This window comes from Pseudomonas aphyarum, assembly GCF_028657055.1.
Classification (GTDB): domain Bacteria; phylum Pseudomonadota; class Gammaproteobacteria; order Pseudomonadales; family Pseudomonadaceae; genus Aquipseudomonas; species Aquipseudomonas aphyarum.
On the sequence record NZ_JAMDGS010000017.1, the window covers coordinates 48084 to 72308 of the forward strand.

A 24225-nucleotide genomic window follows, 5' to 3' on the forward strand; every position below is an offset into this window, starting at 1 on the left:
AGCCCCCTCACCCTAACCCTCTCCCTTAGGGAGAGGGGACTGATCGGGGGATGCTTCAGCCTTACATCGACCTGATAGTGCGTCACCGAATCCATAATCGACTCGATTTCACAGGTCGATGTACCTCGCCAGACACCTCCGTAGGCTCCCTCTCCCCCCGGGAGAGGGCTGGGGTGAGGGCTGGATTTTCCCGCCAGCCAAATTCTTCGCTCCCAGCGCAAAATCAATAGAACTTCTGACTTCGCGCCAACCTCATAGCTAACAAGTCCCTCCATTCCGGTAACGCCATGGACCTTGTTATCGCCCGCCCCGAAGGCCTCTACTGCCCCGCCGGGGATTTCTACATTGACCCGTGGCGGCCCGTCGAGCGCTCGGTGATCACCCATGCCCACGGCGATCATGCCCGTGGCGGCAACCAGCATTACCTGGCCGCCAGCGCCGGCGAAGGAATTCTGCGCGCGCGTCTGGGCCAGGACATCAACCTGCAAACCCTCGACTACGGCCAGCGCCTGACCCATCACGGTGTGACCTTAAGTTTTCATCCCGCCGGCCATGTGCTCGGCTCGGCTCAGGTGCGGCTGGAATACGGCGGCGAAGTCTGGGTCGCGTCCGGCGATTACAAGATCGAACCCGACGGCACCTGCGCGCCGTTCGAACCGGTGCGCTGCCACACCTTCATCACCGAATCGACCTTCGGCCTGCCGATCTACCGCTGGCAGCCGCAGGCGCAGGTGTTCGCCGAGATCAATCAGTGGTGGCAGGGCAACATCGAGGCCGGCAAGGCCAGCGTGCTGTTCTGCTATTCGTTCGGCAAGGCCCAGCGAATTCTCCACGGCATCGACGAAACCCTCGGGCCGATCCTCAGCCACGGTGCGGTCGAGCCGCTGAACCGGGTCTACCGCGAGGCCGGCGTCTACCTGCCGCCAACCCTCTACGCCGGCGATGTGAAGAAGAACGACCCGATGATGCGCCAGGCGCTGGTCATCGCCCCGCCTTCGGCCGGCGGCAGCAGCTGGATGCGCCGGTTCGGCGATTACAGCGACAGCTTCGCCAGCGGCTGGATGCGCTTGCGTGGCACCCGTCGGCGGCGCGGGGTCGATCGCGGTTTCGTACTTTCGGATCACGCCGACTGGCCCGGCCTGTTGTGGGCCATCGAACAGACCGGCGCTGAACGGGTGATGGTTACCCACGGCTCGATTGGCGTGCTGGTGCGCCATCTGCGCGAAAAAGGGCTGGACGCACAAGGTTTCAACACCGAATACGGTGACGATGAAGAAGAGCTTTCCAGCGCCACGCCTGCGATGGCCGAGGTGCAACCATGAAAGACTTCGCCGGGTTGTACGCCGAACTCGACGCCACCACCTCCAGCAACGCCAAACTGGCGGCCATGCAAACCTATTTCGCCCAGGCGCAACCGCAGGATGCCGCGTGGGCGGTGTACTTTTTGTCCGGTGGCCGGCCTCGGCAACTGGTGCCGGTGCGGATTCTGCGGGATCTGGCGGTAGAAGTGTCCGGGCTGGCACCGTGGCTGTTCGAGGAGAGCTATCAAGCGGTCGGCGATCTGGCGGAAACCATCTCGCTGGTGCTGCCGGAACACCCGCACACCTCAGAGGCCGGGCTCGCCGAATGGATCGAAGACAAACTGCTGCCCCTTCGCGGTGAAACCCCGGAATACCTCGCCCATCAGTTACCCGCATTGTGGGCGCAACTGGATCGGCCGAGCCTGATGCTGTGCATCAAACTGATCACCGGCAGTTTCCGGGTCGGCGTGTCCAAACTGCTGGTGACCCGCGCCCTGGCTTCCATGGCCGGGCTCGACAGCAAACGCGTGGCGCAACGATTGGTGGGTTATACCGACCTGTCCAACCGGCCGAACGCCGCCAGTTACCTGAAACTGATCGCCCCTGAATCCAGCGACGAGCACGCCCAGCGCGGCGGCCAGCCCTACCCGTTCTTCCTCGCCCACGCGTTGGCGCAGCCGGTGGAAACCTTCGACGCGCTGCTCGGGCCTGCAAGCAACTGGCAGGTGGAATGGAAGTGGGATGGCATTCGCGCGCAAGTGGTCAAGCGCGACGGGAAACTGTGGATCTGGTCCCGGGGCGAAGAACTGGTCACCGAACGTTTTCCCGAACTCGACACGCTGGTGCACGGATTGCCCGACGGCACGGTGATCGACGGCGAGATCGTGGTGTGGAAAAACCAGCGCCCGGTCACCGAAGACGCGTTCGATCCGCAGTCGACAGAAGCCCCGGCGGTGCAACCGTTCGCGCTGTTGCAGCAACGGATCGGTCGCAAGTCGCTGGACCGGAAAATCCTTGAAGACGCGCCGGTGGTGGTACTCGCCTACGACTTGCTGGAATGGCAGGGCGAAGACTGGCGCAACCAGCCCCAAGCCAAGCGTCGTGAACAACTGGAACACGTCATCGCCCGCTGCAACAACCCGGTGCTGTTGCCTTCGCCGGTTCTGACGGGTGACGACTGGTTCGACCTCGCCCGCCAGCGCGAAGCCTCCAGGCGCCTCGGGGTCGAAGGCATGATGCTCAAGGCCCGGGACGCGATGTACGGCGTCGGTCGGACCAAGGACATGGGCGTGTGGTGGAAATGGAAGGTCGACCCGTTCAGTGTCGACGCGGTGTTGATCTACGCCCAGCGCGGGCATGGTCGCCGCGCCAGCCTTTACAGCGATTACACCTTTGCGGTGTGGGACGGCCCGCCCGGTTCCAGTGCGCGGGCGCTGGTGCCCTTCGCCAAAGCCTATTCCGGACTGACCGACGCGGAAATGCGCGAAGTCGACAGCATCGTGCGCAAGACCACCGTGGAAAAATTCGGCCCGGTCAGCAGCGTGACCCCCAGCCTGGTATTCGAACTGGGCTTCGAAGGCATCGCCCTCTCCCGTCGGCACAAGAGCGGCATCGCCGTGCGCTTCCCGCGCATGCTGCGCTGGCGCCAGGACAAGACCGTGGACGAGGCCGACAGCCTGGCGACCTTGCAAAACCTGTTGGTCTGATCCCCTTCCCCTGACGCCCGGAAATCCCTGCACCGAACCAACCTGGTGCAGCATTTCCGGCGCGCCCGTTTTCGTGCACTGACGGGCCCCGGCATGCACTTCCTACACCTTTTAAAACACTTGTTCGGGACTCTGGTTCGGAAATTGCTACTTTCTATAAGTCGTAAGCGCTCCAGTAACAATCATTCCGCGCCACAAGCGCTCATATTGGTTCTTAGGGATTGAATAATGAAAAAAGCATTGCTGACCCTTTCTGCACTGGCGTTGTGCATGGCCGCCGGCTCCGCGCTGGCCAAGGAATACAAAGAACTGCGGTTTGGCGTTGACCCTTCCTACGCACCGTTCGAGTCGAAAGCGGCAGACGGCAGCCTGGTTGGCTTCGACATCGATCTGGGCAACGCGATCTGCGCCGAGCTGAAGGTCAAGTGCAAATGGGTCGAAAGTGACTTCGACGGTATGATTCCGGGCCTCAAGGCCAATAAATTCGACGGCGTGATCTCGTCGATGACCGTTACCGAAGCCCGCGAAAAAGTCATCGACTTCTCCAGCGAGCTGTTCTCCGGCCCGACTGCATACGTGTCGAAAAAAGGTTCGGGCATCACCGACGACGTCGCCTCGCTGAAAGGCAAAACCGTCGGTTACGAGCAAGGCACCATCCAGGAAGCCTATGCCAAAGCCGTGCTGGACAAGGCCGGCGTGAAAACCCAGGCCTATCAGAATCAGGACCAGGTGTATTCCGACCTGACCTCTGGCCGTCTCGATGCGGGCATTCAGGACATGTTGCAGGCCGAACTGGGCTTTTTGAAGTCGCCACAGGGCGCCGACTATGCCGTCAGCGAACCGGTCGACAACCACTTGCTGCCAGCCAAGACCGCTGTCGGTATTAAGAAAGGTAACACCGAGCTGAAAGCGCTTTTGGATAAAGGTATCAAAGCGTTACACGATGATGGCAAATACGCCGAGATTCAAAAGAAACACTTTGGCGATCTGAATCTGTACAGCGGCAAATAATGCCCCGGCGCCCATCCTCGATGGGCGCCTTTTTCATTCAGTCAGGTTGCTGATTTATGTTCGAAAACCTCTTACAAAATCTGGGGCTCTCCGCCTTCAGCCTCAAGGGTTTTGGCCCTTTGCTGTTGGAAGGCACCTGGATGACCATCAAATTGTCGGCGTTGTCGCTGCTGGTGGCCGTGTTGCTCGGCCTGCTCGGCGCCAGTGCCAAGCTGTCAAAAGTCAAACTGCTGCGCCTGCCCGCCCAGCTCTACACCACGCTGATTCGCGGGGTGCCGGACCTGGTGCTGATGCTGCTGATCTTCTACAGCCTGCAAACCTGGCTGACGACGCTCACCGATTACCTGGAATGGGAATACATCGAGATCGACCCGTTCAGCGCCGGGGTCCTGACCCTGGGCTTCATTTATGGCGCGTACTTCACTGAAACCTTTCGCGGGGCGATTCTCGCCGTGCCGCGCGGTCAGGTAGAAGCCGCCACTGCCTATGGCCTCAAGCGCGGCCAGCGCTTTCGTTTCGTGGTGTTCCCGCAAATGATGCGCTTCGCACTGCCAGGCATCGGCAACAACTGGATGGTGATGCTCAAGGCCACCGCGCTGGTTTCGATCATCGGACTGGCCGATCTGGTCAAGGCCGCGCAGGACGCCGGTAAAAGCACCTATCAACTGTTCTACTTCCTGGTTCTCGCCGCGCTGATTTACCTGCTGATCACCAGTGCCTCGAACATCATCCTGCGCTGGCTCGAACGCCGCTACGCCGCCGGTGCCCGGGAGGCCGTACGATGATCGAACTCCTGCAGGAATACTGGAAAGCCTTCCTTTATACCGACGGCCAGAACATCACTGGCCTTGCGATGACGATGTGGCTGCTCAGCGCCTCGATCTTCTTCGGTTTCCTCGTGTCGATTCCGCTGTCGATCGCCCGGGTCTCGCCGCACTTCTACATTCGCTGGCCGGTGCAGTTCTACACCTACCTGTTCCGTGGCACGCCGCTCTATATCCAGTTGCTGATCTGCTACACCGGGATCTACAGCCTGGCCGCCGTGCGCGCGCAACCGGTGCTCGACAGTTTCTTCCGCGATGCGATGAACTGCACGATCCTGGCCTTCGCCCTCAACACCTGCGCCTACACCACGGAGATTTTCGCCGGGGCGATCCGCAGCATGAACCACGGTGAAGTCGAAGCGGCCAAGGCCTACGGCCTGACCGGCTGGAAGCTGTATGCCTACGTGATCATGCCGTCGGCGCTGCGTCGTTCGTTGCCGTACTACAGCAACGAAGTGATCCTGATGCTGCACTCGACCACCGTGGCTTTCACCGCGACCATCCCCGACATCCTGAAAGTCGCGCGGGACGCCAACTCGGCGACCTTCCTGACCTTCCAGTCGTTCGGCATCGCCGCGCTGATCTACCTGACGATAACCTTTGCGCTGGTCGGCCTGTTCCGCCTTGCCGAACGCCGATGGCTGGCCTTCCTTGGCCCGACCCACTAGGACCCTTTTGAGATGCGCCACCAGATACACGACCTGCGCGCCCCGCTGCCGGGGACCGCACGACAGATCCACAGCTTTCACTTCGGCCCGGACAAGGCCCAGGGCAAGATCTACATCCAGTCCTCGCTGCACGCCGACGAACTGCCCGGCATGCTCGTGGCCTGGCACCTCAAGCAGCGCCTGGCGGAGCTGGAAGCCGCCGGGCGCCTGCGCAGCGAAATCGTGCTGGTGCCGGTGGCCAACCCGGTCGGCCTCGAACAGGTGCTGATGGACGTGCCGCTGGGCCGCTACGAACTGGAGAGCGGGCAGAACTTCAACCGCTGGTTCGTCGACCTCAGCGAAGAAATCGGCAACGAAATCGAAGCGCAGCTGTGCGACGACCCGCAGCGCAACCTTGAGCTGATCCGGTCCAGCCTGCGCAACGCCCTCGCCCGCCACACTGCCACGACTCAGCTGCAATCCCAGCGCCTGACCCTGCAACGGCTGGCCTGCGATGCGGACATGGTGCTCGACCTGCATTGCGATTTCGAATCCGTGGTTCACCTCTACACCACGCCCGAGGCCTGGCCGCAGGTCGAGCCGCTGGCGCGTTATATCGAATCCCAGGCGAGCCTGTTGGCAACCGATTCCGGCGGCCAGTCGTTCGACGAGTGCTTCACCCTGCTGTGGTGGCAATTGAAGGAGCGCTTCGGCGAACACTTCGACATTCCGCTCGGCAGTTTCTCGGTCACCGTCGAGTTGCGTGGCCAGGGGGATGTCACCCATCCGCTGGCCAGTCGCGATTGTCAGGCGCTGATCGATTACCTGATCCATTTCGGCGCGATCGTCGGCGAACCCAAAGCCTTGCCGGCCCTGCCACATCCCGCCACACCGCTGGCCGGCGTGGAACCTGTGGCTACTCCCGTCGGCGGGCTGCTGGTGTACAGCGCCACGCCCGGCCAGTGGCTGGAAGCCGGGCAGAAAATCGCCGAAATCATCGACCCGATCAGCGACCGGGTCACGCCAGTCCATTGCACCGCTTCCGGTCTGCTCTATGCCCGCTCGCTGCGGCGCATGGCCACCGCCGGGATGGTGATCGCCCACGTCGCGGGCGCCGAAGCCTATCGCAGCGGCTATCTACTTTCGCCTTGAGGATGCCTGTCCCATGTACAAATTGACCGTTGAAGGCCTGCACAAAAGCTATGGCGACCATCAGGTGCTCAAAGGCGTCTCGCTCAAGGCCAAGACCGGCGACGTGATCAGCCTGATCGGCGCCAGCGGCTCGGGTAAAAGCACCTTTTTGCGCTGCATCAACTTTCTCGAACAACCCAACGACGGCGCGATGAGCCTCGACGGCCAGGCGATCCGCATGGTCACCGACCGCCACGGCATGCACGTGGCCGACGCCGATGAACTGCAACGCCTGCGCACCCGGCTGGCGATGGTGTTCCAGCACTTCAACCTGTGGAGCCACATGACCGTGCTGGAAAACATCACCATGGCCCCGCGCCGGGTGCTGGGTTGCAGCAAGCAGGAAGCCGACGACCGCGCCCGACGCTATCTGGAAAAGGTCGGTTTGCCGGCGCGGGTGGCGGATCAGTACCCGGCGTTCCTCTCCGGCGGCCAGCAACAGCGGGTGGCGATTGCCCGGGCCTTGGCCATGGAGCCGGAAGTCATGCTGTTCGACGAACCGACTTCAGCGCTCGACCCGGAGCTGGTCGGTGAAGTGCTCAAGGTGATTCAGGGCCTGGCCGAGGAAGGCCGGACCATGATCATGGTCACCCACGAAATGAGCTTTGCGCGCAAGGTCTCGAGCCAGGTGCTGTTCCTGCATCAGGGGCTGGTGGAAGAAGAAGGTGCGCCGGAGGAAGTGCTGGGCAATCCGAAAAGCGAACGCCTGAAGCAATTCCTCAGCGGCAATCTCAAGTAAAACTATTGCCCGGCCGGCGCGGTCACTGAAGGAACACCTTCAGAGCACACGTCGCCGGCATGGGCACTTCCACCGACTTCGCCAAACACTGGTTCAGCGCCCGCGACTGGAAGCCGTTCGCCTTTCAGAAACAAGTGTGGGCGGCAGTCAAACGTGGCGAATCCGGCCTGCTGCACGCCAGCACTGGTGCCGGTAAAACGTATGCTGTGTGGTTTGCCGCGCTCAATCGCTTTGCCCGCTCCGGGCCTGTTGCTGCAACCACTCGCAAACGCCCACCACCCGCCGAACCGCTGACCGTCTTGTGGATCACGCCGATGCGGGCGCTGGCCGCCGACACTGCGCGCGCCCTGCAAGCGCCGCTGGACGATCTGCAGATTCCCTGGAGCGTCGGCCTGCGCACCGGCGACACCGGCAGCAGCGAGCGCGCCCGGCAGAACAGGCGCCTGCCGACTACGCTGATCACCACCCCGGAAAGCCTGACCCTGATGCTCGCCCGCGCCGACGCGCAAACGGCGCTGTCGACGTTGCGCATGGTCGTGGTGGATGAATGGCACGAATTGCTCGGCAACAAACGCGGCGTGCAATTGCAACTGGCCCTCGCCCGGTTGCGCCGCTGGCAGCCGGGGCTGATCGTCTGGGGCGTTTCCGCGACGCTCGGCAATCAGTCCCACGCCGAACAGGTCCTGATCCCACAGGGCGGTGGCGTCAGTATTCAGGGGCAAAGCGAAAAGTCGCTCAAGGTCGACACCCTGCTCCCTCCGGCGATCGAACGCTTTCCCTGGGCCGGACATATCGGTCTGAAGATGTTGCCGCAGGTGGTTGCCGAACTGGACGTTTGCGCCAGCAGCCTGGTGTTCACCAATACCCGGGCGCAATCGGAAATCTGGTATCAGGCGTTGCTGGAAGCGCGGCCGGACTGGGCCGGGTTGATCGCCCTGCACCACAGCTCGCTGTCCCGCGACACCCGCGACTGGGTCGAGCAAGCGCTGAAGAATGGCCAACTCAAAGCCGTGGTCTGCACTTCAAGTCTCGATCTGGGGGTGGATTTCCTGCCCGTGGAGCGGGTGCTGCAGATTGGCTCGGCCAAAGGCGTGGCGCGGCTGATGCAGCGTGCCGGGCGTTCGGGCCATGCGCCCGGTAGAACTTCTCGGGTCACCCTGGTGCCGACCCACAGCCTGGAACTGATCGAAGCCGCGGCCGCCCGCGATGCCGTGGCACAGCGGCGGATCGAACCTCGACTGTCACCGCACAAACCGCTGGATGTGCTGGTACAGCATCTGGTCAGCATGGCCTTGGGCGGTGGCTTTGTTCCCGATGAGCTGTACGAAGAAGTCCGAGGCGCCTGGGCCTATCGTGACCTGACGCTCGCGGACTGGGCCTGGGCGCTGGCGTTCGTACGCCACGGCGGGATGTCGCTGACGGCGTACCCGGATTACCGCCGGGTCGAGCCGGATGAGCACGGGATCTGGCGCGTCCCCGATGCCCGGTTGGCGCGCCGCCATCGGATGAGCATCGGCACCATCGTCAGCGACGCCAGCATTCACCTGAAATTCTGGAGCAAGGGCGGAGGCGGCAAGCAACTGGGCAGCGTAGAAGAAGGCTTCATCGCCCGCCTCAAGCCCGGCGATGGCTTCCTGTTCGCCGGGCGCTTGCTGGAGTTGGTGCGGGTGGAAAACATGACCGCTTACGTCAAACGCAGCACCGCGAAAAAAGCCGCTGTACCGCGCTGGAATGGCGGGCGCATGCCGCTCTCCAATGAATTGGCCGAAGCGGTGGTCAGCCGGTTCAGCGCGGCGGCACACGGCGAATTTGTCGGCCCGGAAATGCAGGCGTTGCGACCGTTGCTGGAAACGCAGATGCGCTGGTCGGGCCTGCCGAGCGTCAACAATCTGCTGGCCGAAGTGCTGAAGTCCCGCGAAGGCTGGCACCTTTTCCTCTACCCGTTTGCCGGACGTCAGGTGCATCTGGGGCTGGCCAGCCTGCTGGCATGGCGGGTCAGTCAACGCCTGCCGGTGACCTTCTCGATTGCGGTCAACGATTACGGACTGGAATTGCTCAGCGCCACGCCCGTTGACTGGTCCGTGCAACTGGATGATGCCCTGCTCAGTCCCGAGGACTTATTGAGGGATGTGCTGGCCAGCCTCAACGCGGGGGAGCTGGCGCTGCGGCGTTTTCGGGAAATCGCGCGGATTGCCGGTCTGGTGTTCGCCGGTTACCCCGGCGCACCGAAAAGCACCCGTCAGGTTCAGGCCTCCAGCGGGCTGTTCTTCGAAGTGTTCAAACAATACGACGCCGACAACCTGCTACTGGCCCAGGCCGGGGAAGAAGTCCTGCGGGAAGAACTGGATATTCGTCGACTGGAACAGACGCTGGAGCGGATCAACCGGATGAAACTGGACATACATTTGATCAAACGTCCTACACCGCTCGGGTTTCCATTGCTGGTGGAACGCATGCGCGAAAGCATGAGTTCGGAAAAACTCGCCGACCGCATCCGCCGAATGGTCGGCGATCTGGAGAAAACCGCTGACAAGGGCCAATCCTGATGATCGCGCCTTATCCCGTGCGTCTGGCAGGCGAAGACCTCTGGCTGCTGCCGGAAAAGGCGCTGTACTGGCCGGCGCAACAGGCGCTGCTGATTGCCGATGTGCATTTTGGCAAGGCTGCCGCTTACCGTCGCATGGGCCAACCGGTGCCGCAGGGCACCACGGCGAGCAACATCGACGTGATCGAGCAGTTGCTGGCGAAACTGCCGTGTCGGCAACTGATCTTTCTTGGGGACTTTCTGCACGGGCCCGGTTCGCATGCCCCGGGCACTTTGAGTGTTTTGGCTGAGTGGCGCTCACGCCACGCCGATCTGCCAATCACGTTGATTCGCGGTAATCACGATAAACGTGCCGGTGATCCGCCGCAGACGCTGAACATTCGGGTGGTGCCGGAACCGTTGCTGCTTGGACCTTTCGCGCTGCAGCACGAACCCTATCCGCACCCTGAGCGTCACGTGCTTGCAGGCCACGTCCACCCGGTTTATCGATTGAACGGCAAGGGGCGTCAGCGCTTGCGGCTGGCGTGTTTCAGGCTGGGAGAGCGCATCAGTCTGCTGCCGGCGTTTGGCGCCTTCACCGGCGGTTACCCGGTGGAGAAGGAAGACAGCTGTCGGATCTTTGTCATCGGCGACAACGAAATATGGCCCGTTGGCTGAAGTCCTGTTCAGGATTCAGCCGACGGGCCATACAGTCAATCAAGCGACGGGCGCAGGTGGCGGTTTGTCCGGCAGCGTAGGTTCGCCGGGCTCGGTCGGTTCTTCGTTGGGGGTATCGGGATCGGGCTGGTGAGGAATTCCGCCAGCCATGGCGATGGGCGGGTGTGCCAACAAGGACCAGGCCAATACGCCAACCTGATTGGGCTCGAGCCTTGCCAGTTCGGCAGTGATTTGCGGATCGATCTTCATGGAGCACTCCTCGGCGAAGGCCCGTCCCGCTGTTCGCGAAACGGGCAGTACACCCCATAGAGTGTCTACCCGCCGAAGAATTCCCGGTAACTGCCGGATGGACGGATCAGGTGCGAGGCAGGGTCACGCCACGCTGGCCCTGGTACTTGCCGGCACGGTCCTTGTAGGAGACTTCACATTCCTCGTCGGATTCGAGGAACAGCATCTGCGCCACGCCTTCGTTGGCGTAGATCTTCGCCGGCAGGTTGGTGGTGTTCGAGAACTCCAGGGTCACCTGGCCTTCCCACTCGGGCTCGAGCGGGGTGACGTTGACGATGATGCCGCAGCGAGCGTAGGTGCTCTTGCCCAGGCAGATGGTCAGGACGTTGCGTGGAATACGGAAGTATTCAACGGTCGTGGCCAGGGCGAAGGAGTTCGGCGGAATGATGCAGACGTCGCTGTGGACGTCGACGAAGCTGCCGGCGTCGAAGTTTTTCGGATCGACGATGGCCGAATTGATGTTGGTGAACACCTTGAAATGATTGGTGCAACGCACATCGTAGCCGTAGCTCGACACACCGTAGGAGATCACACGGCTGTCGTCGCTGCCACGTACCTGGCGCTCGACGAACGGCTCGATCATGCCGTGTTCCTGCGCCATGCGGCGAATCCACTTGTCCGATTTGATGCTCATGGCGGGTGTCCTGAATAGCGAGGTGGAAAAAATCTGTCCGGCATCTTACCGGGCGCGCCGCCGGGTTCAAAGTCCGGGCTGCAAATCTCGCCGAACGTGCAGGAATTACGCGGCCTGGCGACGAACCGTCACACCGCCGATCCTTAAAACAGAGAAACCTTCGCAAGAAGCATTGGCACGTTCCGGAAAAAGGGTTAAGGTGGCGCCACTGTGCTGCTTGTGTCACTGAGAATCTCTACACGATATGTTGAATTTCGATCCAACCATCTACAAGAATTTTTCCTGCTCTTTGCACTCAGTCTCGGCCAGGGTTCTTCCTGAGTCGCAGTTATCTTTGTCCAAGGAGTTACACCATGTCTAATCGCCAAACCGGTACCGTTAAGTGGTTCAACGATGAAAAAGGCTTCGGCTTCATCACTCCACAATCCGGTGACGACCTGTTCGTTCACTTCAAAGCTATCCAATCCGACGGCTTCAAAAGCCTGAAAGAAGGCCAACAGGTTTCTTTCATCGCTACCCGCGGTCAGAAAGGCATGCAAGCTGAAGAAGTACAAGTTATCTAACTTGTAGCTTCTTTAGTAAAAGGCCCCGCCCTCAAAAGCGGGGCTTTTTTGTGGGCGTCTGTTTTTCCGGGCGTAAAAAAAGATCGCAGCCTGCGAAGGCTGCGATCTTTTGCGTTGCTTACCAGGCGACGCCGAAGCCGGCGGTGTAGCGGGTCTTGCTCAGGTCTGCGTCTTCGGTGCCGCTGATGATGTCGCGCTCGGCCTTGAGGTTGAGCGAGGCCCAGTCGGTGACCTTGTAGCGCAGGCCCATTTCCGCATCCAGCGCATAATCGGCCACGCCGGACAGCGGCTTGCCGACTTCGCCATTGGTGAAGAACTCGACCTTCTTGCCGATCAGGTAGCGGTTGTAGTCCCATTTCATGGCGACTGAATAGAAGTTGTCCTTGCTGCCATCGCGATACTGGTAGTCGGTGCGGTTGAGCAGCGAGCCCAGGGAGAACGCCCCCAGCTCGTCATCCCAGAACTGGTAACCCGGACCGGTACCGACCACACGCTGGCGCGCAAGCTCTTCGATGTGATCGCGTTTGTAGTTCAGACGGCCCTGCCAGAACCACTTGTCCGTCAGGAAGCGGTCGAGTGCGTACTCGGCGCGCCAGTTGTCGGTGGTGGTCACGTCGTCCTGCACTTCGCGGTTGTACTCGCCCTCGGCGGTGTGCCGCCAGCGACCATGACGGGCGGACGTCTTGAAGCCGATGTCGTAATCGTCGGTATCCTTTTCCGCACGCTGATAATCCAGCGCCAGGTCGACGTTGCCCTTCCACACCAGATCCTCGACCACCGGCTTGGGCTTGAGGATCTGCTGAATGCTCGCCAGCTCCACGGTTTTCGGCGCTTCGCCATTGGCAAGGGTGACCTTGCCGTCTTCTGCAGCGCTCAGCGACTTGGCCTTCTCGCCGTTGTAGGCGTCCTGCTTGACCAGCAATTCCTGATCGCTCTCCAGGGTCTTGACCTGCTTCCAGTCAATGGTGACGGCCCCCGCATACTGGGTCTGGACCAGCAACTTGCCACCATCGAACAGCGTGATTTTGCCGCTCAGCTTGTCACCGTTCTTCAACCAGACGGTATCGGCAAGCAAGGGTGTGGACGCACTGAAGACAGCAAGGCACAGCAGAGTTCTGGACAACATAAGCGAATCGGGGACTCAAGTTTGCGAAAAAGGGTCGGCATTATCCGTAGGAATAATTCCCTGACAAGGAGTGACCCGGCTATTTCTGTTGAGTTCATTTCTCAATTGCCCCTCCACCGATTACGCTTAAGGACAAAACGCGATCAAGTTCAGGAACCGCGCACGTGACAGACCCGATGCATGCCTGCGAAAACGATCCGCAAATCCGACGCACGGCACTCTATTCCACCCTCGCCCAAGTGCCTGAGGGCAAAGTCGTCAGCTATGGTCAGTTGGCCGAACTGGCGGGGTTGGGGCGCGCCGCCCGCTGGGTCGGCCGGACCCTGAGCCAATTGCCCGGCGACACCAAGCTGCCCTGGCACCGCGTACTCGGCGCCGGCGGTCGGATCAGCCTGCCGGCGGGCAGTCCGTCCGGGGACGAACAGCGGGCACGATTGCGCATGGAAGGCATCACCGTCCTGAACAATCGTGTGGATATTCGGCGCCATGGCTGGCGTCCGGTAGAGCACAGCGGTTAGAGTGCGCGCTTTGTTTTCGCAATCTTGAGGCAGACTTCAGCCCATGCCCCGTAAAACCTGGCGCGCCGCGCTCGCCGCCTATGCCAGTCCTTCGACGCTCGTGCTGTTGTTGCTGGGTTTCGCCGCCGGCCTGCCGTACATGCTGGTGTTCTCGACACTTTCGGTCTGGCTGCGTGAAGCCGGTGTGGCCCGCGAGACGATCGGCTACGCCAGCCTGATCGGTCTGGCCTACGCCTTCAAATGGGTCTGGTCGCCCCTGCTCGACCAATGGCGCCTGCCGCTGCTGGGCAAGCTGGGTCGCCGCCGTTCGTGGCTGGTACTTTCACAGACGCTGGTGATCCTCGGTCTGATCGGCATGGGTTTTTGCGACCCGCAGAAACACCTGTCCTGGCTGATCGCTATCGCGGTGGTCGTGGCATTCGCCTCTGCCACCCAGGATATCGCCGTCGACGCCTATCGCCTGGAAATCGCCGAAGACAACCGCCAGGCCGCACTGGCCGCCAGTTACATGTCCGGTTATCGGGTTGCCGCCCTGCTGGCGACAGCCGGTGCACTGTTCTTCGCCGAGGGCTTCGGCTCCACCGGCTTCAACTACCAGCACTCTGCCTGGACCGGCACCTACGTACTGTTCGGCGCCCTGATGGTCCCCGCCCTTATCACTACCCTCCTGATGCGCGAGCCTCCCGTGCCGTTGCGCACCCAGTTGCAGGCCGGGCGCTACACCTTCATGCATCAGTTGATGTCGGTATTCGTGCTGATCATTTTGCTGGTCTCCGTGCCGGCGATGTTCACCCAGCTCTACAACACCGATTTCGCCGCCGTGCTGTTTGGTGACATGAGCCCGCTGGACCTGCTCCTGGAAGACCGGGCGTTCCTGCGCGCGATTCTCTACACCACGCTGACCTGCCTGTGCCTCTCGGCCATGGGGCGTCGCGGTCTGGCGCCAGTGCTGACGCCGGTCAACGATTTCATCCTGCGCTACCGCTGGCAGGCGCTGCTGCTGCTCGGCCTGATCGCCACGTATCGGATGTCCGACACGGTGATGGGCGTGATGGCCAACGTGTTCTACATCGACCAGGGTTTCACCAAGGATCAGATCGCCAGCGTCAGCAAGATATTCGGCCTGATCATGACCCTCGTCGGCGCCGGCATGGGCGGCCTGCTGATCGTGCGCTTCGGCATCCTGCCGATCCTGCTCATCGGCGGCGCCGCGTCGGCGGCCACCAACCTGCTGTTCCTGATGCTGGCCGACATGGGCCCGAACCTGCAGATGCTGGTGGTGACGATCTCCCTCGACAACTTCAGTTCGGGCCTGGCCACGTCGGCGTTCGTCGCCTACCTGTCGAGCCTGACCAACCTGAAGTTCTCCGCCACCCAGTACGCCCTGCTCAGCTCGATCATGCTCCTGCTGCCGCGTCTGATCGGCGGCTACTCCGGGGTGATGGTGGAGAAATTCGGTTACCACAACTTCTTCCTGATCACCGCGCTGCTCGGCGTTCCGACGCTGGTGCTGATCGCCCTGCACTGGTTCCAGGAAAGCCGCCGCGAAGGCCCGACGCCGACGCCGGAACCTGCACCGACCTCCGTGGTGGAGGAATCGTAAGACATCTCGCACCCGGCGAGAGGGTTTGCGCCGGGGCTGCACTTCTGTACGTCGGCGGATCTCGCCGTTACACTGCTCCGTCATTTCCAGTCATAGCAACCGACAACGGCCAACCATGCGCACCAGTCAATTTTTGCTCGCCACACAGAAAGAAACGCCTTCCGACGCGGTCGTGATCAGCCATCAGCTGATGCTGCGCGCCGGCATGATCCGCAAACTCGCCTCGGGCCTGTACACCTGGCTGCCGATGGGCTTGCGAGTGATGCGCAAGGTGGAAGCCATCGTTCGCGAAGAAATGAACGCCGCCGGCTCTCTGGAAGTGTTGATGCCGAGCACCCAACCGGCCGAGCTGTGGCAGGAATCGGGGCGCTGGGAAGAATACGGCCCTGAGCTGCTGCGCATCAAAGACCGCCACGGTCGTGATTTCTGCGCGGGCCCGACCCACGAAGAAGTGATCACCGATCTGATGCGCAACGAGTTGAGCAGCTACAAACAGCTGCCGATCAACCTGTACCAGATCCAGACCAAATTCCGTGACGAAATCCGTCCACGCTTCGGCCTGATGCGCGGTCGCGAATTCATCATGAAAGACTCGTACTCCTTCCATGCGGATCAGGCGTCGCTGCAGATCACCTACGACCGCATGCACGAAGCGTACTGCAACATCTTCACCCGCCTGGGCCTGAAGTTCCGTCCGGTGGAAGCCGACAACGGTTCGATCGGTGGCGCCGGCTCCCACGAGTTCCACGTGCTGGCCGAGTCCGGCGAAGACGATATCGTCTTCAGCAACGGCTCCGACTACGCGGCGAACATCGAGAAGGCCGAAGCCGTGCCGCGTGAAACCTCGCGCGCCGCACCAAGCGAAGAGCTGCGCCTGGTCGACACGCCAGACACCAAGACCATCGCGGCCCTGGTGGAGAAATTCAATCTGCCGATTGAAAAGACCATCAAGACCCTGATCGTGCACGCCGAAGAAGAAGGCAAGCTGATTGCACTGATCATCCGTGGCGACCACGAGCTGAACGAAATCAAGGCTGCCAACCAGCCAGGCGTTGCCAGCCCGCTGGTCATGGCCTCCGATGCCGAACTGCGTGACGCCATCGGCGCCGGCGCCGGTTCCCTCGGCCCGCTGAACCTGCCGCTGCCGATCATCATCGACCGCTCGGTCGAGCTGATGAGCGACTTCGGCATCGGTGCGAACATCGACGACAAGCACTACTTCGGCGTGAACTGGGAGCGTGATCTGCCGGTTCCGACCGTGGCCGACCTGCGCAACGTCGTGGCCGGCGACCCGAGCCCGGACGGCAAGGGCACCCTGGAAATCAAGCGCGGCATCGAAGTCGGGCACATCTTCCAGCTGGGCAACAAGTACAGCAAGGCGATGAAGTGCGAAGTGCTGGGCGAGAACGGCAAGCCGGTGACCCTGGAAATGGGTTGCTACGGTATCGGCGTTTCCCGCGTGGTGGCTGCCGCCATCGAGCAGAACAACGACGAGAACGGCATCATCTGGAGCGACACTCTGGCGCCGTTCCAGATCGCCCTGGTGCCGCTGCGCTATGAAACCGAGCTGGTGCGCGAAGCCACCGACAAGCTGTACGCGGAACTGACTGCGGCCGGCTTCGAAGTGCTGCTGGACGACCGCGACAAGAAAACCAGCCCGGGCATCAAGTTCGCGGACATGGAGCTGATCGGCATTCCGCACCGGATCGTGGTCAGCGACCGCGGCCTCGCCGAAGGCAACCTGGAATACAAGAGCCGTACCGAAGGCCAGGCGCAAGCGCTGCCGGTTGCCGACGTGCTGTCCTTCCTTCAGGCCCGTATCCGCCGCTGAAACCAGATAGAGACGTCATGTTCAAGCGAAACACCTTAGGCCTCGGTGGTGCCGCCCTGTGCGGCACCCTGCTGGTCAGCGGCTGTGCCAATCACATGTCACAACGCAGCGAGCACGAGGAACGTGTCGAGCGCAAACTGCTCGATCACAGCCTGCAGATCGATGTCGGCGAGCCCAAGGTGCTTGAGCTGCCGCAACGGCGCGTGAAGATCAACGAGCAGAAGACTTTCGAAGTCACCGAGTTCGAGGTCACGCGCCATTACGACCGTTACACGCCTTACCAGCCATGGCGGGAGATCTACGAGATTCCGCTGGGCGCGGTGGCGGTGGTCGGCGGCGTCGGCGCGAACGTGGCCAACGTGTTTGCCCTCGGCAATCTGCCCGACAGCGTGACACGTGACTGGCTCAGTTACGGTTTCGCCGGGCTCAACCCGTTCATGAACGTGCAATCCAACGGTCGCGCGCAACAGAACCTGGCCGGCATCGACGAAGTCCAGCGCGACAAGCGCACGGAATATTCGAGCCTGCCGTGGAGCGAGCGTCCGGTTCAGGTCAAGGCTGGCAAGCAGACCTTCGACATGACCACCGATCGCAACGGCGTGCTGCGTCTGAACCTGCTGGACAGCCCGTTCGCCGAAAACGACCTCAATCATGTAGGCAAACTGCAGATCAGCGTCGAAGACAGCAAGGATGACGTGCATTCCGATTCGTCTCTGGCGATCAGCACTCACCTGCGCGGCAAGTTGCTGGAAGCTCACGGGCTGATCTACGACGATCTGGAAGACGACGAAGTGAGCCAGTGGGTGCACCGGGTCAAGCGTCTGTCGGAACTGGGTCTGGAAGAAGAAGCCAGTGAACTGGAACAAAGCCTGATCGAACTGACCCGCAACGATCCTGAGTTGCAGGCCGAATTCCTCAAGTCCCTGACCCGGGATGCGGGGCGTCTGGTGGCGGATCCGGGGCCGAACTGACCCCCCTGAAAAAATGCCCGAACCTGCTTCGGGCATATTTTTGTCCGTCTATCGCTCGAACAGCTCCATTTGTTCGAACCCGCCGCGTAAATCCTCCAGCCGCACGCCCACTCCCAATAGCCGTACCGGCTTGCCACCGCGGCTGAACGCCTGCGTCAGCATCAACTGGTAACTGCCCAGATCCCGCCCTGCCCCGGCCTGCTCCAGCGTGGTCTGGGTGAAATCGTGAAACTTCACTTTGACGAACGGCTTGCCCGGCCGATAGCTGCTGTCGATCCGCGCCATGCGGGTTTTCAGGGTTTCCAGCAGTTCCGGGAGCTTGTCGAGGCAACTGCGCAGGTCCGGCAGATCGACGTCGTAGGTGTTTTCGACACTGATCGACTGACGGCGACTGTCGTTGTGCACCAACCGCTCATCGATCCCACGGGCCAGACTCCACAAGCGCTCGCCGAAACTGCCGAATTCCCGCACCAGCGCCAGCTTGTCCCACTCGCGCAATTGCAGGCAGTCACTGATACCGAGCTTGCTCAACTTGTCGGCCGTGACTTTGCCCACCCCGTGCAACTTGCTCACCGGCAGGCCACTGACAAAGTCTTCGACCTGATCCGGAGTAATCACGAACAAGCCGTTGGGCTTTTTCCAGTCGCTGGCGATCTTGGCCAGAAACTTGTTCGGCGCCACGCCGGCGGAGACGGTGATGTGCAACTGGTTGGAAACCCGGCGGCGAATGTCCTGGGCGATCCGCGTGGCGCTGCCGCCGAAATGCGCGCTGTCCGAGACGTCGAGGTAGGCCTCGTCCAGCGAAAGCGGCTCGATGAGGTCGGTGTAATCGCTGAAGATCGTGTGAATTTCCTTCGACGCCTCGCGATAGGCGTCCATTCGCGGCTTGACGATGGTCAGGTCCGGACACAACTTCAAGGCATGTCCGGACGACATCGCCGAGCGAACCCCGTATGCCCGCGCCTCATAGTTGCAGGTGGCAATCACCCCGCGCCTGTCCGCCGAGCCACCCACCGCCAACGGCTTGCCGGCGAGGCTCGGGTCATCCCGCATCTCGATGGCGGCGTAGAAACAGTCACAGTCGACGTGGATGATTTTTCGCTGAGTCATGACAGAAAAGGAAACATGGCGAGCCGGACCGGCAGTATCTCACTGACACCTGTATATAGCACCAGTGGTATGAATGTTCTTTTCAGTTTGTAGGAAACGACCTTTGAATTTATTTTCTCAATCGAAAACCAACCTCCAATAGAGCTGAAACCCTTGCTGTGCCTGACCTGCAGCCTCTGAAAAGACCGTCCGTCAGCGCTAACCGATTGAAGCTGAAGAGGTTTTATCCGAATTGAAGGTTGACACCCCGGCGTTCCTCTGTAGAATGCCGCCACACAGACGCGGGATGGAGCAGTCTGGTAGCTCGTCGGGCTCATAACCCGAAGGTCGTCGGTTCAAATCCGGCTCCCGCAACCAAACATCAGAAAAGGCCAATCGAAAGATTGGCCTTTTTTGTGCGCGTCTGTTTTTCACGACGATGCACGGCGCTCTGCAAACAGGAATCCGTTTCAATTCCGAAACTTAAGCAGTCACCTGCGACCGTTTGCCGCGATTGCACACTTATTTGACCCTTCTCGGGATTATCGGTTGACACCCCGCCGTTCGCCTGTAGAATGCCGCCACACAGACGCGGGATGGAGCAGTCTGGTAGCTCGTCGGGCTCATAACCCGAAGGTCGTCGGTTCAAATCCGGCTCCCGCAACCAAACATCAAAAAAGGCTACTCGAAAGAGTGGCCTTTTTTGTATCTGTGGAAAAAGTCCTTTCGCAACAATGATCTGTCACTGTGCAGTGAACCGTTCAGGATCTTCAGACCCGCCAGGTTGCGACTATGCTTGAAGTCGCAGGCACGGCGTCTGCAATCCAGGAGCTGCCCTCGCCGATACCCGGTGAGAGGCGTAGTATTTTGTGATTATTTTTTTCTACAGGGATTGGTAACTTGGCTGGATACCTCCATCCTGTCGCGCACAATCCAAGAGGTGATTGATGCGCGCCAACTCGTCTGATTCACAAGACACCGTCACAGCGAACCCAACGATCAAGCCTGAGCGTCTGCGCCTGCTGGATCGGATCAGCAAATACCGGCAACCGATCGGTCTGGCGGTCACTTTGCTGCTGTTCGCCATCGCGCTGATTGCCTGTCGCCATCTGCTCAGCGAACTCGATCTCGACGCACTGCACGACTCGATTCTCGACGTGCCGAAGCCGGCCCTGCTCGGTGCCCTCGGTGCGACAGTCGTCGGCTTCATTATTCTGCTCGGCTATGAATGGTCGGCCAGTCGTTATGCCCGCGTGACGCTGGCACCGAAAACCCTGGCGCTGGGCGGTTTCACCGCGTTTGCCATTGGCAATGCCATCGGCCTGTCGATGTTGTCCGGCGGCTCGGTGCGATACCGTCTATATGCACGACATGGCCTGGGCGCGTCCGAAGTCGCGCACATGACTCTGTTCGCCAGCCTGTCGCTGGGCTGCGCCCTGCCGCCGCTGGCCGCGCTTGCGACCCTGAGCAACCTGCCCGCCGCCTCACAGGCACTGGGTCTGTCCGAAACCTTGTTGGGGACGATTGCCGGCGTGGTGCTGCTGCTCGGCGCGATCCTGGCCATTGGCATCTATCGCCGTCGCCTGCCGGAACAACCTTATCCGGACAACCTGCTGGTCCGGGCCGGTCGTCGCACCCTGCGCCTGCCGGGTCGCCGTCTGACGTTCCTGCAACTGGTCATCACCGCCCTCGACGTCGCAGCCGCTGCAACCGTCCTTTATCTGTTGCTACCGGAAGCGCCGCCCTTCGGTGCATTCCTGCTGGTTTATCTGCTGGCGCTGGCGGCCGGCGTACTCAGCCACGTTCCGGGTGGTGTGGGTGTCTTCGAAGCGATTCTGCTCGCGGCGTTCGCCGACAAACTCGGTGCCGCGCCACTGGCTGCCGCCCTGCTCCTCTATCGTTTGATCTATGTGGTGCTGCCGCTGCTGGTGGCCTGCGTGCTGTTGCTGCTCAACGAAGGCCAGCGCCTGTTTCAGTCGCAGACCATGCGTGCAGCTTCCGGTCTGGCAGCACCGATTCTCGCGGTGCTGGTGTTCCTGTCCGGCGTGGTGCTGCTGTTTTCCGGCGCAACGCCAGAGATCGACACCCGTCTGGAACACATCGGTTTTCTGATTCCTCACCGTCTGGTCGACGCCTCGCACTTTGGCGCCAGCCTGATCGGCGTGTTGTGCCTGATGCTCGCTCAGGGCCTGCGTCGCCGGTTGTCGGCGGCGTGGATGCTGACCACCATTCTGTTGCTGGTGGGCGCCCTGCTCTCGCTGCTCAAGGGTTTCGACTGGGAAGAAGCGACCCTGATGACCCTCACCGCCGCGCTGCTGGGGGTATTCCGCCGTTCGTTCTACCGCCCGAGCCGTCTGACCGAACTGCCGTTCTCGCCGCTGTATCTGGTGGCCAGCCTGTGCGTACTCGGCGCTTCGACCTGGCTTTTGCTGTTCGCGTATCAGGACGTTCCGTACAGCCATCAACTGTGGTGGCAGTTCACCCTAGACGCCGACGCACCGCGCGGCCTGCGCTCGCTGCTCGGCGCCGCCGTGTTGCTGCTGGTGATCGCCCTGACCTGGCTGCTGCGTACCGCTCGCCCGGTGATCCATCTGCCGACACCCGATGAGCTGGAACGCGCCTCGAAGATTCTGATGGCCTCCTCGCAACCGGACGGTGGCCTGGCCCTGACCGGCGACAAGGCGCTGCTGTTTCATCCCAACGACGAAGCCTTCCTGATGTACGCCCGTCGCGGCCGCAGCCTGGTGGCCCTGTACGACCCGATCGGCCCCGGCCAGCAACGGGCCGAGATGATCTGGCAGTTCCGCGACCTGTGCGACATCCATCACGCCCGCCCGGTGTTCTATCAGGTGCGTGCCGAGAACCTGCCGTACTACATGGACATCGGCCTGACCGCGATCAAGCTGGGCGAAGAAGCCCGGGTCGATCTGCATCGCTTTGACCTGGAAGCCAAGGGCAAGGAGATGAAGGACCTGCGCTACACCTGGAACCGTGGCACCCGCGATGGTCTGTCGCTGGAGATCCATGAGCCGGGCCAGGCGCCGATGGATGAGCTCAAGGTGATTTCCGATGCCTGGCTGACCGGCAAGAACGTGCGCGAGAAAGGCTTCTCCCTCGGCCGTTTCAGCGATGATTACCTGAAGCATTTCCGCATCGCGGTAATTCGCTTCGAAGGCCGCCCGGTGGCGTTCGCCAACTTGCTCGAGACCTACAGCCATGACCTGGCCAGTCTCGACCTGATGCGCGCGCACCCGGACGCCCCCAAGCTGACCATGGAATTCATGATGGTCGGTCTGATTCAACACTATAAGAGTCACGGATACGCGCGCTTCAGCCTGGGCATGGTGCCGCTGTCGGGGTTGCAACCCCGGCGCGGGGCACCGCTGACCCAGCGTCTGGGCTCGATGGTTTTCCGCCGTGGTGAGCAGCTGTACAACTTCCAAGGCTTGCGCCGCTTCAAAGACAAGTTCCAGCCTGACTGGGAACCCCGTTATATGGCCGTGCCCGCCGGACTCGATCCGCTGGTGGCGCTGGCCGACACTGCTGCCCTGATCGCGGGCGGCTTGACTGGATTGGTGAAACGCTGATGATTCAACGCTCCCTGAAGTACATCCTGGTCGCACTGCTGGTGCTGGCCGCGATTGCCGGTGGCGGTTTCTGGTACCTCAAACGCCCGGCACCGGAACCGACCCTTGAACAGCTCACCCCGGCCGATGGCGCCGCCATGACCCGGGTCATCCCCGGCACCAAGCCCAAGGCGCAGGTGCTGGTGGCGGTCAACGACGACCAGAAACTCAGCGACAAGCAACTGAGCACCCTGAGCCGCAGCGCTTCGGCGCAGATCGTTCAGGTGATCCTGCCCAAGGATTGCCTGCTGCAAAGCCGCGCCCTGCAAGCCGGCCTGCGCGAACTGAACGGCCCGGCGACGCTGGTCAGCGGCATCGGCCCCGGCGCCGTGCTGGCATGGCGCTGGTTGTCCGAGCAGAAAGACGACAAGGCTCAGGCCGTCTCCGTCGACCTGGCCCTGGAAAAACCCGGCTGCACCCACCTGCTGCCGAAGTCCGCCGCCCACGGCCACTGGCTGGTGGCGTGGAACGACAACCCGGACGACACCAGCGCCGGTTTCGTGCGCGATCAACCGAACGCTGAAACCAGCATCAGCGACTACGACATCAACCTGCCGCAAGTGCTGAACAACGAACTGCGCAAGATCCTCGTCGGCGGCGACAAGGCCAACGGCGGTCTGCAGATTCCAGTCGTGGAAGTCCCGGCCGGCCAGGCCAAGGACACCGTAACCCTGTTCCTGTCCGGTGACGGCGGCTGGCGCGATCTGGACCGCGACGTGGCCGGTGAAATGGCCAAGATCGGCTACCCGGTCGTCGGCATCGACACCCTGCGTTACTACTGGCAGCACAAGAGCCCGGAACAGAGCGCCCTGGACCTGACCGAACTGATGCAGCACTACCGCCAGAAATGGGGCACCAAACGCTTCATCCTGACCGGCTACTCGTTCGGCGCCGACGTCCTGCCGGCCATCTACAACCGCCTGCCGGAAACCGAGCAGCAGCGCGTCGACGCAATCATCCTGCTGGCCTTCGCCCGCACCGGCAGCTTCGAAATCGAAGTCGAAGGCTGGCTCGGCAACGCCGGCAAAGAAGCCGCCACCGGCCCCGAAATGGCCAAGCTGCCACCGGCCAAGGTCGTGTGCATCTACGGTGAAGAAGAGACAGATGAAAGCGGCTGCACCGACAAGACGGCGGTGGGCGAAGCAGTGAAACTGCCTGGCGGCCACCACTTCGACGAGAACTACCCGGCGCTGGCCAAGCGCCTGGTGGATCTGATCGAGAAGCGTCAGAACACGGCGCAGGTGGCGGAAGAGTGATCTGAAGCGCACCAACGAAAAGCCCCCGCAACCTTAGGGTTGCGGGGGCTTTTTTACGCAAACTTGAAGCACTTCCTGCCAGTCAAACCTTGTATCGAT

20 protein-coding genes and 2 tRNA genes are annotated in these 24225 nt (G+C 61.6%); 18 read left to right on the plus strand and 4 right to left on the minus strand.

The annotated features are described in order from the left end of the window. The first annotated feature begins 287 nt into the window (after positions 1-287). From M5G18_RS25395 to pdeM, 9 genes are all read left to right on the plus strand, one after another. On the plus strand, positions 288-1322 hold the full coding sequence (locus M5G18_RS25395; RefSeq protein WP_273896454.1) for a ligase-associated DNA damage response exonuclease: 1035 nt from the start codon (positions 288-290) through the stop codon (positions 1320-1322). Then, positions 1319-3007 carry an ATP-dependent DNA ligase gene (locus tag M5G18_RS25400; RefSeq protein ID WP_273896453.1) on the plus strand — a complete coding sequence of 563 codons (1689 nt, stop codon included), beginning with the start codon at positions 1319-1321 and terminating at the stop codon, positions 3005-3007. Before M5G18_RS25395 ends, M5G18_RS25400 begins: the two co-directional genes overlap by 4 nt. 228 nt (positions 3008-3235) lie before the next feature. Continuing rightward, complete coding sequence (locus tag M5G18_RS25405) at positions 3236-4018, plus strand: transporter substrate-binding domain-containing protein (RefSeq protein WP_007955002.1); 783 nt, start codon at positions 3236-3238, stop codon at positions 4016-4018. A gap of 56 nt (positions 4019-4074) precedes the next feature. Then, complete coding sequence (locus M5G18_RS25410) at positions 4075-4803, plus strand: ABC transporter permease (protein WP_007955000.1); 729 nt, start codon at positions 4075-4077, stop codon at positions 4801-4803. After that, the gene (locus tag M5G18_RS25415) at positions 4800-5510 is read left to right on the plus strand and encodes an ABC transporter permease (RefSeq protein WP_007954996.1); all 711 of its coding nucleotides are present in this window, start codon (positions 4800-4802) and stop codon (positions 5508-5510) included. The genes M5G18_RS25410 and M5G18_RS25415 overlap by 4 nt, the downstream gene beginning before the upstream one ends. Positions 5511-5522: 12 nt before the next feature. Continuing rightward, entirely contained in the window at positions 5523-6641 is a 1119-nt protein-coding gene (locus tag M5G18_RS25420) for a succinylglutamate desuccinylase/aspartoacylase family protein (protein WP_273896452.1), read from the plus strand. Positions 6642-6654: 13 nt separating this feature from the next. Further along, a complete protein-coding gene (locus M5G18_RS25425; RefSeq protein WP_007954993.1) occupies positions 6655-7419 on the plus strand; it encodes an ABC transporter ATP-binding protein in 765 nt (254 codons plus the stop codon). 59 nt (positions 7420-7478) lie between these two features. Continuing rightward, positions 7479-9965 (plus strand): ligase-associated DNA damage response DEXH box helicase, encoded by a 2487-nt coding sequence (locus tag M5G18_RS25430; RefSeq protein ID WP_273896451.1) that lies wholly within the window; start codon positions 7479-7481, stop codon positions 9963-9965. Beyond that, positions 9965-10621, plus strand: a complete 657-nt coding sequence (gene pdeM, locus M5G18_RS25435) for a ligase-associated DNA damage response endonuclease PdeM (protein WP_273896450.1) — start codon at positions 9965-9967, stop codon at positions 10619-10621. The genes M5G18_RS25430 and pdeM overlap by 1 nt, the downstream gene beginning before the upstream one ends. Positions 10622-10660: 39 nt before the next feature. Here the strand turns inward: pdeM and M5G18_RS25440 are convergent, their stop codons facing one another. Both M5G18_RS25440 and dcd read right to left on the minus strand, forming a co-directional pair. Beyond that, positions 10661-10870, minus strand: coding sequence for a hypothetical protein (locus M5G18_RS25440; protein WP_085697404.1), 210 nt, complete (start codon positions 10868-10870; stop codon positions 10661-10663). Positions 10871-10976: 106 nt separating this feature from the next. Then, the gene (gene dcd / locus M5G18_RS25445) at positions 10977-11543 is read right to left on the minus strand and encodes a dCTP deaminase (RefSeq protein ID WP_007954988.1); all 567 of its coding nucleotides are present in this window, start codon (positions 11541-11543) and stop codon (positions 10977-10979) included. Positions 11544-11896: 353 nt separating this feature from the next. Between dcd and M5G18_RS25450 the strand changes: the two genes are divergently transcribed. Beyond that, positions 11897-12106, plus strand: coding sequence for a cold-shock protein (locus M5G18_RS25450; RefSeq protein ID WP_002554837.1), 210 nt, complete (start codon positions 11897-11899; stop codon positions 12104-12106). 118 nt (positions 12107-12224) lie between these two features. On the opposite strand, the gene M5G18_RS25455 is transcribed toward M5G18_RS25450, so the two are convergent. Further along, positions 12225-13232 carry a DUF481 domain-containing protein gene (locus M5G18_RS25455; RefSeq protein WP_007954986.1) on the minus strand — a complete coding sequence of 336 codons (1008 nt, stop codon included), beginning with the start codon at positions 13230-13232 and terminating at the stop codon, positions 12225-12227. 176 nt (positions 13233-13408) lie between these two features. Between M5G18_RS25455 and M5G18_RS25460 the strand changes: the two genes are divergently transcribed. The 4 genes from M5G18_RS25460 to M5G18_RS25475 all read left to right on the plus strand — a co-directional run bounded on the left by M5G18_RS25460 (position 13409) and on the right by M5G18_RS25475 (position 18155). Beyond that, entirely contained in the window at positions 13409-13750 is a 342-nt protein-coding gene (locus M5G18_RS25460; protein WP_011332761.1) for an MGMT family protein, read from the plus strand. 43 nt (positions 13751-13793) lie between these two features. Continuing rightward, positions 13794-15353, plus strand: a complete 1560-nt coding sequence (locus M5G18_RS25465) for an AmpG family muropeptide MFS transporter (RefSeq protein WP_273896449.1) — start codon at positions 13794-13796, stop codon at positions 15351-15353. Positions 15354-15468: 115 nt separating this feature from the next. Continuing rightward, entirely contained in the window at positions 15469-17184 is a 1716-nt protein-coding gene (locus M5G18_RS25470) for a proline--tRNA ligase (RefSeq protein ID WP_115076782.1), read from the plus strand. 17 nt (positions 17185-17201) lie between these two features. Beyond that, positions 17202-18155: a hypothetical protein gene (locus tag M5G18_RS25475; RefSeq protein ID WP_273896448.1), complete on the plus strand. Its 954-nt coding sequence runs from the start codon at positions 17202-17204 to the stop codon at positions 18153-18155. Positions 18156-18203: 48 nt separating this feature from the next. Here the strand turns inward: M5G18_RS25475 and dinB are convergent, their stop codons facing one another. Further along, positions 18204-19265, minus strand: a complete 1062-nt coding sequence (gene dinB / locus M5G18_RS25480) for a DNA polymerase IV (RefSeq protein ID WP_273896447.1) — start codon at positions 19263-19265, stop codon at positions 18204-18206. Positions 19266-19545: 280 nt separating this feature from the next. Here dinB and M5G18_RS25485 point away from each other — a divergent pair. From M5G18_RS25485 to M5G18_RS25500, 4 genes are all read left to right on the plus strand, one after another. Beyond that, a tRNA-Met gene (locus M5G18_RS25485) sits at positions 19546-19622 on the plus strand. Between the two features lie 212 nt (positions 19623-19834). Beyond that, positions 19835-19911 (plus strand) — tRNA-Met (locus M5G18_RS25490). 280 nt (positions 19912-20191) lie between these two features. Then, positions 20192-22831, plus strand: coding sequence for a bifunctional lysylphosphatidylglycerol flippase/synthetase MprF (gene mprF, locus M5G18_RS25495; RefSeq protein WP_273896446.1), 2640 nt, complete (start codon positions 20192-20194; stop codon positions 22829-22831). Further along, a complete protein-coding gene (locus M5G18_RS25500) occupies positions 22831-24126 on the plus strand; it encodes a virulence factor family protein (RefSeq protein WP_102717227.1) in 1296 nt (431 codons plus the stop codon). The genes mprF and M5G18_RS25500 overlap by 1 nt, the downstream gene beginning before the upstream one ends. The last annotated feature ends 99 nt before the right edge of the window (positions 24127-24225 follow it).